Source organism: Aquifex sp., assembly GCF_056494385.1.
On record NZ_JBSLZM010000057.1, the window covers coordinates 1 to 10,486 of the forward strand.

Consider the following 10,486-nt stretch of genomic DNA (forward strand, 5'->3'; position numbering starts at 1 on the left):
AAAGACATCGCGGGATTTGAAAACTTTGACGTGGTTATAGTGGATGCAGGAGGGAGGGACAGTTCTGTCTTCAGAAGTGCCATCATGGCTGCTTCCCGCGGAATATTACTGATACCCACACTCCCCAGCGTCTACGATATATGGGCAACTGAAGACACCCTTAAGGTCCTCAAAGACGCGAGGGCTTTCGCAGATATTCCCGCATATCTGCTCATTAATCAAGTTATCAGAGCAAATATAGTTAAAGAGGCGGAAGAAAGCCTTCGGGAGTTGGCACAACAATATGAGGTTGAAGTGCTGAAGACAAGGCTATTTTCGAGAGTTGCTTTCAGGAACTCGGTCAAGGAAGGCAAGGGAGTCCTTGAAATGGGTGACCCGAAGGCAAAGAGCGAAATGGAAGCCCTCTACGAAGAAATCAAGGGAAAGTTGCTAAGTTTAGTTAGTTAACTTAGATTAGTAAGTAAACTAAGCTATGTTATGGAGGGTATAACTATGGCGATTCCGAGGAAGCCCGTTAAAGATGTGGAGGAATTCATAAAGACCGCAAAGGTTGAAGAAAAGCCGGCAATAAAGGAGGAAAGTGTCCAGGAGGTGCCCAAAGTAAAGAAGTTCTTAATAGAGCTACCTTACGACTTATGGATGAAATTAAAGATGAGGGCTGTCAGAGAGGGAAGACCCCTTAAGGATGTTATCCTGGATATTTTAAAGGAAGGTACTGAGTAAGCTTAGTTTATTTAGTAAGCTTACTTAACTCGCGAAAGAAAGCAAAGCCGTAATTATGGCTTGACAATTTCCCTCTTTTCATGTATATTTATACATGAAACTATTAAGGAGGTGAGTGGTCATGGGAAAGGCAATAACTCTTGCAAATGCGTTCAACACAGAAGCTCTCAGCAGAATAATTGAGGAAAAAAAGAATGCAGTGGTCAAGATAGGTGATACTTATGAGATTTCTCGTTCGCTGGCTCTGGAGCTATACAAGGAGATAAGAAGCTCCATAACAGCTTTGGGAGGAAGCGTAAGAGAGAGATCTGAAGTTCTACACGCAAGCAGAGATATGGTGGTCATAGAATTCAGGATAATAGTGGAAATACCGCACCCAAAAGCTCCCGAAGGCAAGGTCGTAATTGAAGTATCTGATGTGGGAGACGCTTACGCTGACGAAAAGGGTAAGAAAAATATCCTCGGGAGGACAGCTCTCACGAGGGCTATGAAGAGAGCTATGGAGAGGCTTGTTGGGGAAGATTTTATAAATCAGACCATACTCAGAATATTTCCTCAAGCATCCAAAAATGAAGCACCAGCTACAGACAGACAAATAGCCTATGTTAAAGACCTTCTAAAACAGACAGGTAAAACCCTCAAGGATATAGGAATAAACAAGGAAAATGCTGGAGAGCTGTCATACAGCGAGGCAAAGCAAGCTATTGAAACTCTCAGAAAAATGAAGAGAGGTCAATAGTCATGTGGCAGGGAGCAGTTAAAGAAATCCTGAGCCTCCCGCCCGAGGCTCAGGTCATATCAGTTTACGAATACACAGTGCCGAAAGGGAACAAGGTTCATAAATACCTGCGATGCGAGTACTTGTTAGGAGGGAAGAAGAAAACTAAACATGTGCCAAGACGCCTTGAAAGTGCTATCAGGAAAGTGATGAAAAATAAGGATAGAGGCATAGCTCTCAAGATACTTGATAACATATACTACCAAGCAAAATTGCTGAAACATTTACAGCTTGATAGCAGCTTAAAAGAGCAACTGATGAAGGTAGTACAGGAGTTAAAGGAAATAGCGGAGGCAGAGGACAATGAGCTGTAAAGCCATAGAGAAGGAGTTTAAAAGATTATATAAAAACAAGGATTACAAAAATATAGGCAAATTGTTTTTAGAAGCTACGGAGCATCAACGTAGGTGTCTTGAAGTAGCCGTTTTAGAATCAATTGATATACATTCCCTCCGCAATGACGCAGTGGAAATTCTGATGCATACATCCGGCAAAGAGAAACCCCCAGCCTATGAAATACTCAAAAAGATACTAAATGATATGGTAGCAGTATACATGACGAGAACTACTAACAGGGGCTACAAAATTAATTTAATTGTAATCAGATTCAGGGATGGGAAGCAAAGAGCCTTAAAATCCTTAAAATGCTTGGGAAGAGCTCTTGAAGTATTCGGGGTCTTGAAAATAGTTGCAATTATAAATAAATTAAAAGTATGATTGGAAAGATTATAGGAGTGAGTATAACTGTCGCATTTTATGGTGTCCTTTTACTGCTTGCAGTTATAGGCATTATTGCTATTGCTATCACTCTTATAATGTTAGGATTCTATATGAACCTCTACATTGACGATGCACCTTACTTTTACAGAGTTTTTGCTCTTCTGCTCCCATCACTATTCATGTTCTGGATACTCTGGCCCACCCGCAGACCGTAAACATGTAATTATAGCAAGTCGCAATTATGGCTTGACAATTTCCCTCTTTTCATGTATATTTATACATGAAACTATTAAGGAGGTGAGTAGTCATGGGCTGGATGAAACACTGTGATTGGGCACTTCAGATGGGTGGTCATGAACCCGAGTCGGTTCCTATGCCGCCAGATGGGATCCAAATACTTGCCTCTAAAGATAGCGTGGAAATCCACATTTCCTACCCTGACAGAACGGTTGATACAGTGGTGCTCTCAGGAGAGGAAGCGGACAAATTCCTTTTGCAAGTGGAAAGGTTCCTGAAAGAAAGCAAAGAGGAAGTCGGATGTCTAATCATTTCATTAAGGAGGTAAGACATGATTATCAAAACGCTTGTAAACGAGCTAAGAAGAAGGATAGAAGAAGAGAGAGGAGAGCTTAGTTATGGCAGGGGGGTGGGTATCACCTCCCTGCTTTACTGCCCTCTCAAGTGGGAATACAAGCAGGCATATCCAGACATAAAGCTTCAAAACGCTGAGATAGACGACGGCTTTATCTTTGAACTTGCTATGAAGAGGATACTGAAAGATCTATATGGAGAAAGGTTCGTAGAAGAGAAGGAGCTTATCTACGAACTTGACGGATTTACGATAGAGGGACACCTTGATGGGTACATAGAGGAAGAGAACAGGGTTATAGGGCTTGAGTTTAAACACACCAAATTTATGAAAATCCTTGAACTTCCCGAAGGTATAGAACTTGATGACCTTGACATTATAGATGCTTCCGAACTCCCCATATCCCTTGACGTTCCGACTCACTACATAACTCAGGCTAAGATACAGAGATTTATACTTGAGAGGACTACCGATAAACCCGTTGAACATTACCTAATTATTAAAACTACCCTTCAAAGAGTTAACGGCTCCAAAAGAATGAAAAAAGCGTATATACAGCTTCCCGTAAATACGGCAATACAGGAATACGAACTCAAGGAACTCATAAATAACTTCCTCAAAGTCAAAGAGCCTCGCTTTCCCTGGGAATGTAGATATTGTTCCTATGTGAATGTGTGTAGGAGGTACAAGAGATGAAAGCCCCCATGCCTCAAAAACACATAGGAACCGCTCTTGAGGATTTAGAACGCATTTTGGATGACCTTTCAGAACCCCTTGGGATAGAGCACCGCATATGGGATATATACAGCTCCGTCTATTACACGAGACTGAAGGGAAAGATAGCTTTGATAGGAATCAAGGAAGAAGGGGATCGCAAGAAAAGGGAAACCTATATGCTCTATGAAGACAGCCCACATACCGCTCACTACCTCAACGTTTTCCTCAAGTACATGAAAGCCTACAAGTATCTACAAAAAGCCTACAAAGCACTTGACTTCTCCGAGTACGAAGGAGGCGAGTGGTGATGGTCTCTCCCATTCTCCCTACTTTTAGTTTTAGATTTACCTTTACACCTTTTTCCCTGCCATCAGTCCGACATTCATCAAGCCCTTGTGTACCAATACAGGGAATTATTCAGGAATGTCCAGGGAATTACCTTTAACCTTCCTTTGTTAGTAGAATTTCCTATATATCTACTAACACATTTCAACATTTTTACATTTAACCTTTCAACCTTTAAAACTGCCATCATTTATAAATGAGATTAAAATAGAAGGTAGGATGAGGAACTACTTCGGACCCTACGGGGGGCTTTTCGTTATTGCCCTGGTTCTCACAACCGCATACTATGTGCTCTCGTTCAACAGATATAAGGAGATTCACGAACAGGTCTTTAAGATTTTATGGCAGGCGGTTAAGACTGACCTACGACTCATCATACTCCTGATAGATCCTGTTCTCTTTTACATATTATCAGTGTTCGTGGTGTTCTTGCTCCTTATTATCCTGCGCCAGACTTATTCCATGGTAAAAGGAGGCAGTAATATGAGGCAAGCCGAGCTTTTCATCCCGACAAGGAGCACCGCCTCTTCTATGCTCTCTAAAAATAGAGAATATGAACTTAAAGAGGCTCTCGGGGACAGCTACAACGAGTTTAAGGATATGATTAAAAAGCATAAAGAACTATTTATTCAAGCACTTAAGATTTTTAAGGATCTGCCTGCTTCAAGGAACTATCATCATGCTGAGGCTTTTGGACTTTTCAGACACAGCGTATCTGTCGCTTACAGGCTCTATAAAGAGAATAAAAGAATAGCCGAGCTATTAGAGATAGATAAGAGAACCGCCGAAAAGGTTGCTGTGGTCCTCGGTCTTTTTCACGATGCAGGGAAAATATATCAGGATGTCCCCTTTAAGCTCCAGAACTCTATTGCAGCTGTTATGCTCGGAAGGCTAAACATAGAGCTCCCCCCTCATATACTATCTCGCATAGCGTACGCTATTACCCTCCAGCACACCGAGTATGCAAACCTTGACCCTGAGCCTCTTTTAAAGATTCTAAGATCCTTGGATGCAAAAGATACGAAGGCGGATATAGAACAGAAACGAATTGAATGCATCAGGGAGTTCTTATCTCAGCTCAAAAAGGAACTTGAGAGCATACAGCACGAGTGGAATGCGGAAAAGTATTTTAAGGTCATCTATAACCCGAAAGAGAACGAACTACTTGTGAATATGCTTATATTTGACCGGGTATATAACTTCCTTAAGAAGGAGCTGTGCAAGGTCCCAAAAGGAGAAATACTCAGCTGGCTTGTGAATGAAGGATATATCAAACCTATAAACAACAATCCTTTCGTATCTTTTAGCATTGAAGGAATAGGAAAGTTTCCCGCGGTGCTTTTTGACCTTAACAAGTTTCCTATACGGGTCCCTACCGTTTACCATGTCCCCAAATATATGCCCGCAGTCTTGAAAAGCGAACGGGACAAGTTTCTGGAGGCTGTCAGAGAGCTGGTTGAAGAGCACAAAGACAGGCTCAGAGACCCTGATAGTCCTGTTCTAAGGTATAAAGATAAAAAGGATAGGGAGTGGATACTCCTAAAGAGCGAAGCAATAAAGTTGCTGAATTCAAAAGGGCTTGATTATACGAGCCTCAAAGACATATCCGAGCGAACAGGCTTTACAGCTGAAAAGGTTTACTCTCCGGCATTGAAACTTAACAAGAAGGTGCTTAAAATACCCTTAAATGAACTTGGACGTTAGCACAGTAAAACTGCTTTTCCTGTTACTTCCGGGACTACTGGCTAACTTCATATACGGTAGGTTAATACCAACCTATCAAGAAAAAACCTGGCAAGCCCTCGCTCGTGTATTTACTTTTGCAGCTATATGTTACCTTCCCTCTACAATATGGACAGAAAACTTTCCATTAATTATGGGTAGTGCTAACATAAGGGATGTACTCATAGCTTCCGTCCTTTCCGTTCCCGTTGGCTTTATCAGCGCACTTATAACACATAAGCGGTGCATAAATAGACTGGGTATGGCTTTAAACATATCTACCAGGTATGGTGGAGAAGATGTATGGGAAATAGCTAACAGAGAAGTATTCCCAAATCAGTGGGTTATAGTCAGAGACTTTAAAGCTAACCTTGTATACTTTGGATACATACAGGCATATTCAGAAACAGACAAGGAAAGGGAGCTCCTCCTTGGAGAAGTAGATGTGTTTTCGGGAGAAGATGGAAATAAGCTCTATTCCGCAGAGTTCTTATACATATCAAGGAACCGTTATGACCTCACCATTGAAATTCCGAGTGAAATTGGCAAGCAATAGTATTGACCGGGAACACCCCTGCCTTATATTTATACTTGCTATGAGCAAGGAGAATGGGAAAAAAGCTCTTATGGAAGGGTATCTACAAAAAGGCGGTATCAATTCTAAACCTTCCACACCAAAGCCTGTTCTTCAATCCGTTCCCGTCCCCGGAAAACCTACATCTCAAGGGAAAACTAAATCTGGCAAGTAAGAAAGGTGGGCACAGCCCACCTCTAAGCTCTGACTAAAACTCTCCCCCCCCACAACTTGATTAAAAACGGGTTCTCCAAAAGGAGCTCCGCTTCTTCCCATGAAGAAACCCCGATCACGTATCCGTAACGTGTCTGCTCCAAGTTTAAGCGTATAGCGTCTTTGACTTCTTCCTCCGCATCCTCAAAGTTAATCACCTTGAATTTAGGGAAAAGCCGTGCCCTGCAATCTTCGCACAGGTATTCTTCAAGGAATATTTGTCCGTCATCGTATATTTTGGCAAAGAAGCTTTCCGGTTCTTCGCCGTGGGGAGTATGCAGGGTAGCATTACAAAAATCACAGACGAGCTCCCTGCGAGGCATGACCACACACTTGAAGACCTCAACGAGATACTCTTTCATGACTACTCACCTCCTGAGAGTTTTTAAAGACCTGACCACTCACCTCCTACTGAGAGGTAATATGTAATTAAATATACAGCGGTTTTCAGGTTTTGGGTTAGCAGGTTTCAGATTTTATCTACTAACCGATTTAGGTTTAAGATTTCGGGTTTCGGATTTAGGTTCCGGATTTTGATTTGGTTGGGAGTGTAAAAGGAAGATTAAGGTTACGACAATTTTCTGCTATTTTATGCTTTTGCTTTTATATTTTTAAAAGTGAGGTGGTCTTATATACAGAATTTTTGCTCCTATACTTTTTATAGGAGGATAAATCCTTTAAACCTCTTACAATCTGCTCAAAATTAGGCACAGAGTTTGCAATATACACATTCTCTGCTATTTGCTGAAAGCCTTTCCTTTTTAGCTCCTCACCCGCTTCCTTTACAAATTCTGGTTCCCCTGTAATTATCACAGCATACATATAATCTCCCTTTTCATCTATTTGGCCAATTTTAATATAAACTCCTTTTTCCAAATTTCAACCTGTTATCATCATGACAGAGGAAAGCAATGGGCATCTCTCTGTATTCCTTCCCTCCGAGCAGTCTTCCTCCCTTTCCTCTTTTTCCTCCCCACTGTTTGAAGAAAAAAGGAATCTCATACCTTTCGCAAAGCTCCTTTATCTCCCAGACCCATTCTTCCCTCATAGGTCTCGCTCCTTTTCCCGTTTCTCCTCCCACTATCACCCAATTGAGTGTTCCGTCTGCAAGATACTTTTCTATTTCCTTCCCGAGGGAAGAAAGCATGGGTTCTATAGATACAAAACGAACGGGAAATTTCCTGAAGTACCTTAAGTAGAAAAGCCTCGTGTAATACTTTCTGTGTTCAACGGTTACCCCTATCCACACATTAGGCAGAGGCTTTATCACCCCCTTAATAAGCATCTGAACAGCCCTATGCGGTCTCTTGGTAAGAACTTGAAAGATGTGGTGATGGTTGTCCTCTACAACTTTCCATACAGCCATTATCATCTCATCAGTGGCATCTTCATGGAAAGTGTCAGACATAGAGTTCACGAAAATCATTTTCGGTGTTCTCCATTTGTAAGGTTTTGAAAGCTCTTCAGGGTGGAAGGTGAATTTAAAGCCGTTGCGGTATTTCTTTCCTGATATTGGATTCTTTTGAAGTCTCCTTGCAAACCTCTCCGCATAACAGTTTCTGCATGCTTCGGAAACCTTAGAGCAACCTGTAAAAACGTTCCACGTTTCTTGGGTCCACTCTATTCCCGACATTTCATATCAATCATCCAACACTTTCTCATCGTCATAATAGACTTCAAAGGAATGGTAAGAAATAGGTGTTCCGTCCTTGCCTTTAGCTTGCTTTTTACCCTGATACACAATTTTCACAAGGACAGATTTTCCGTCGCACTTACTTAAAACCTCTTTCAGCTGTCGCTCAAGATTAGGTGGAGTAAACATCAGGAACCTCTGAGAACCATCTTCGGAGATGAGTGAGGTTATCGGGTTGTTGTACCTCGTGCTTTCAACAATCTTCTCAAGGTATCCGATGAGCTCCTCTCCCTCAAGGAGAGCCTCATAACCGTCTTTATTTTGCCCGAAGACCACCCAGATTTCAGGACGGTCATCCTTGGTCTGCTCAAGTGCACTTTTCCACGCCATAGTACCACCTCCTTAAATCAGGAATAAGTGAGCGACTATTACATACACCATTAAAAAGAGCAGGACCAAGCCTATCCCTATTAACTCAAGCTGCACATCCTGCCTCTTTGTGCTTCTGCATTTATCCACACTCATCATAGTTAATTATAAGCACACTTATATATTATTGTAAAACGAGGATTATAAAAAACAATAGTTGGTAAAATTATCGGGTAGCTGATACGACTCTACCATCTGGCAAACATACTTCCACCTGGGGGAACATAGAAGTATCGTTGAAAGCCTTATACGGCTGTCCGTGTATAAAGGCTATAAACTCGCCCACACGAAGCTTGCCTATATCTTCCGGCTTGAACACCTCCATATCTTCCTCTATTACTCTGATCTCGTCACCATCAAGCATCTTCCTGTACTGCACCTTTGTTCCAGATAGCCTTGAGACATACTGCTGTGTTGTTAATTCAGATATTTTGAAATACACCTGTAGCCCTGTAGCAGAGAGCAGGTTCTTTCTGAGATTGAGAGACGGATCTATCTTGTCCAGGTTAGCAAAGGTCTGTGTAGCAAGCATGAAGGATGTATTGGACTTACCATACAGAAGAAGCTGGTCATCAAAACCTTTAAAGATTGCGTTATGGCACTCATCCACCCATACACAGAGCAGGTGGTTGAACTTTTCATACCTTTCCAACATGTCAGCAATGACCTTATCTATAGACCTAAGAAGCATCTTCGCTATCGCCTTAGCCTCTATTTCGCTCTTCTTTGAGTAGCCTATGTAGAAAGTAAAGGTAAGGTCCTTCGGGTTTTCCATGAGAATCTCCCTAATTGGGTCAGTGGTCCCGCTGAATATCTGCTTAGCCTTACCCTGTGTCAGCTTCAAAAGAGCAGATTTCATGCCGGAAAGGTCTTCCTCTATTCTCTTTTCCGAAGCGGTAGCCCACTGTTCAAGCAGCACCTGAGCGGTAGGGTCCTTTATGTAGTTTTGCGTCTCTGCTTTAAGAGCCATCAACTCACTCTTGTTTGCATACCTGATAAAGTCAAAGAAGGTAACTTCCCCGCCCGAAGACAAAAGTGCAGAAGACACTATAAATGCAAACTCCCAAGCTTTATCTCTGAAGTAAGTGGTCTTCTCATTTTCAGGTGTAAGGTCATATATAATGTCCGCTATCTCCTCCGGAGACATCTTGTAAAAAGGCTTGATAGTCAATGACTTTGGGAAATCGCCTATAACAAATAGCTTTTTGCTTGCCCCTCTCCTGACCGCTTCACGAGTAGCCCACACGACACGTGCAAAGAGAGCAGGGTCAGGACCCGGGTCAACCAGTACCACGTTTTTAGGATGTTGAGTATCAAGAATATCGTTAGCTACCCTTGTCTCTATCCACTTTGATTTACCCGTTCTGGGGTTCCCGAACACTATGCCGTGTCCTGTTCTGGGTTTATATGTAACCCCCTCAAATACTTCCATTTCAAGAGCACTCATGAGACAACCTCCACCTTGAGATTTATAAACATATTTTTCTTATCAGGGTCCCTCATCTTGTTCCTCATAACAGCTTTCCTCAAGGATTTGTCAATCAACTCAGAAGCGTGTAAAACCAGATAGTCCCCCTCAACCTTCACCTCGCCATTTTGAACTATCCTAACCCTCTTCAATCCGTTAGTAGTAATACCGAGTTTTTCTACTAACCCTTTGTGTATATAAACAAACTTATCCCAAATGAAAAGGTCGTAACTCTTATCTATGTGCTCCCTGATATACTCTCTGAGCTTATCCGGGATAGAGTCATCCTCATTCTCTACAGATACGCTCTCTTGGGACGGTGTGACTTTTATATAGCCTTTGGAGTCGTCGTGGTTGGGTTCCGGAGTATCAACCAAGGAGCTATATTCCTCCTCGCTAATTCTCACAATTTTAGAAGAGTACAGCGGCTTACTCTCCAAGGCGCTCTCTTCCTTTTTCTTCGGATTGAAGAGGACCGCAAAGTATATAAAGTGATAAAACTGAAATCCATAAGATGGAAGATAAGCAACAAGGTCCGGAAATGCAGAATACTTCAAAGCACTACCGAGCAGAGC

Annotated in this window: 17 protein-coding genes; 11 read left to right on the forward strand and 6 right to left on the reverse strand. The window is 42.1% G+C overall.

Annotated features, from left to right (window positions below):
* From ACWB1W_RS04465 to ACWB1W_RS04515, 11 genes are all read left to right on the forward strand, one after another.
* A partial coding sequence (locus ACWB1W_RS04465; RefSeq protein ID WP_479370191.1) for an AAA family ATPase occupies positions 1-447 on the forward strand: 447 nt, incomplete at its 5' end.
* A gap of 45 nt (positions 448-492) precedes the next feature.
* The gene (locus ACWB1W_RS04470; RefSeq protein WP_479370192.1) at positions 493-723 is read left to right on the forward strand and encodes a hypothetical protein; all 231 of its coding nucleotides are present in this window, start codon (positions 493-495) and stop codon (positions 721-723) included.
* Positions 724-844: 121 nt separating this feature from the next.
* Positions 845-1,462: a hypothetical protein gene (locus tag ACWB1W_RS04475; protein ID WP_479370193.1), complete on the forward strand. Its 618-nt coding sequence runs from the start codon at positions 845-847 to the stop codon at positions 1,460-1,462.
* Positions 1,463-1,464: 2 nt separating this feature from the next.
* Positions 1,465-1,815: a hypothetical protein gene (locus ACWB1W_RS04480; protein WP_479370194.1), complete on the forward strand. Its 351-nt coding sequence runs from the start codon at positions 1,465-1,467 to the stop codon at positions 1,813-1,815.
* Positions 1,805-2,218 carry a hypothetical protein gene (locus tag ACWB1W_RS04485; RefSeq protein ID WP_479370195.1) on the forward strand — a complete coding sequence of 138 codons (414 nt, stop codon included), beginning with the start codon at positions 1,805-1,807 and terminating at the stop codon, positions 2,216-2,218. Before ACWB1W_RS04480 ends, ACWB1W_RS04485 begins: the two co-directional genes overlap by 11 nt.
* Positions 2,215-2,436, forward strand: a complete 222-nt coding sequence (locus ACWB1W_RS04490) for a hypothetical protein (protein ID WP_479370196.1) — start codon at positions 2,215-2,217, stop codon at positions 2,434-2,436. Before ACWB1W_RS04485 ends, ACWB1W_RS04490 begins: the two co-directional genes overlap by 4 nt.
* 92 nt (positions 2,437-2,528) lie before the next feature.
* Positions 2,529-2,786: a hypothetical protein gene (locus ACWB1W_RS04495; protein ID WP_479370197.1), complete on the forward strand. Its 258-nt coding sequence runs from the start codon at positions 2,529-2,531 to the stop codon at positions 2,784-2,786.
* Between the two features lie 3 nt (positions 2,787-2,789).
* Positions 2,790-3,506 carry a PD-(D/E)XK nuclease family protein gene (locus ACWB1W_RS04500; protein ID WP_479370198.1) on the forward strand — a complete coding sequence of 239 codons (717 nt, stop codon included), beginning with the start codon at positions 2,790-2,792 and terminating at the stop codon, positions 3,504-3,506.
* Positions 3,503-3,835, forward strand: coding sequence for a hypothetical protein (locus ACWB1W_RS04505; RefSeq protein ID WP_479370199.1), 333 nt, complete (start codon positions 3,503-3,505; stop codon positions 3,833-3,835). The genes ACWB1W_RS04500 and ACWB1W_RS04505 overlap by 4 nt, the downstream gene beginning before the upstream one ends.
* A 256-nt stretch (positions 3,836-4,091) precedes the next feature.
* A complete protein-coding gene (locus ACWB1W_RS04510) occupies positions 4,092-5,576 on the forward strand; it encodes a TraI domain-containing protein (RefSeq protein WP_479370200.1) in 1,485 nt (494 codons plus the stop codon).
* Positions 5,560-6,150, forward strand: a complete 591-nt coding sequence (locus ACWB1W_RS04515; RefSeq protein ID WP_479370201.1) for a hypothetical protein — start codon at positions 5,560-5,562, stop codon at positions 6,148-6,150. The genes ACWB1W_RS04510 and ACWB1W_RS04515 overlap by 17 nt, the downstream gene beginning before the upstream one ends.
* Positions 6,151-6,365: 215 nt before the next feature.
* Here the strand turns inward: ACWB1W_RS04515 and ACWB1W_RS04520 are convergent, their stop codons facing one another.
* The 6 genes from ACWB1W_RS04520 to ACWB1W_RS04545 all read right to left on the reverse strand — a co-directional run.
* Positions 6,366-6,743, reverse strand: coding sequence for a hypothetical protein (locus ACWB1W_RS04520; RefSeq protein WP_479370202.1), 378 nt, complete (start codon positions 6,741-6,743; stop codon positions 6,366-6,368).
* A 241-nt stretch (positions 6,744-6,984) separates the two neighbouring features.
* Positions 6,985-7,257, reverse strand: coding sequence for a hypothetical protein (locus tag ACWB1W_RS04525; RefSeq protein ID WP_479370203.1), 273 nt, complete (start codon positions 7,255-7,257; stop codon positions 6,985-6,987).
* Entirely contained in the window at positions 7,235-8,014 is a 780-nt protein-coding gene (locus tag ACWB1W_RS04530; RefSeq protein WP_479370204.1) for a DUF5131 family protein, read from the reverse strand. The genes ACWB1W_RS04525 and ACWB1W_RS04530 overlap by 23 nt, the downstream gene beginning before the upstream one ends.
* Positions 8,015-8,020: 6 nt before the next feature.
* Positions 8,021-8,404 (reverse strand): hypothetical protein, encoded by a 384-nt coding sequence (locus ACWB1W_RS04535; RefSeq protein WP_479370205.1) that lies wholly within the window; start codon positions 8,402-8,404, stop codon positions 8,021-8,023.
* A 205-nt stretch (positions 8,405-8,609) separates the two neighbouring features.
* A complete protein-coding gene (locus ACWB1W_RS04540; RefSeq protein WP_479370206.1) occupies positions 8,610-9,890 on the reverse strand; it encodes a type IV secretory system conjugative DNA transfer family protein in 1,281 nt (426 codons plus the stop codon).
* Positions 9,887-10,486: hypothetical protein (locus ACWB1W_RS04545; protein ID WP_479370207.1), on the reverse strand; the 600-nt coding region annotated here is incomplete at its 5' end. The genes ACWB1W_RS04545 and ACWB1W_RS04540, both read right to left, overlap by 4 nt.